This window comes from Pseudomonas sp. FG98 (assembly GCF_057808595.1).
Genome location: NZ_JBMDIJ010000189.1, coordinates 1 through 454 on the forward strand (window position 1 = coordinate 1; position 454 = coordinate 454).

The 454-nt window shown below is 61.2% G+C and carries 1 protein-coding gene; it reads left to right on the forward strand.

Annotated features, from left to right (window positions below; translation table 11 throughout):
* A partial coding sequence (locus ACODSK_RS32670) for an immunoglobulin-like domain-containing protein (protein ID WP_489022291.1) occupies positions 1-454 on the forward strand: 454 nt, incomplete at both ends.

Here is a 454-nt window from a genome sequence, read left to right on the forward strand (position 1 = left end):
GACACCACCGGCCTGACCCTGTCGGCGACCGGCACCGTCCAGGAAGGTGGCGAAATCACCTACACCGCTCGCCTGACCAATCCAACTGGCACCGAGATGAAGATTTCGCTGAGCAACGGCGAAACCATCACCATCGGCAAAGGACTGAGCGAAGGGTCGATCACCTTCCCGGCCCCGCAGAACACCGTTTACGTGGACGGCGGAAACATCAGTGTGACCATCACTGGCACTACCGGTGGTGACTTTGAACACCTGGAGGTCAGCCCGACTGCAGCCGTGACTGCTGTCACCGACAGCATCGACACCAGCACCGTGACCCTGACCGCGACGGCTTCGGCCGTTGAAGGTGGTGTCGTCACTTACGTCGCTTCGGTCACTTCGCCAGTCACCGGCACCCCACTGGTCATCAGCCTGGCCAACGGCCAGTCGATCACCATCCCGGTCAATGCTTCGA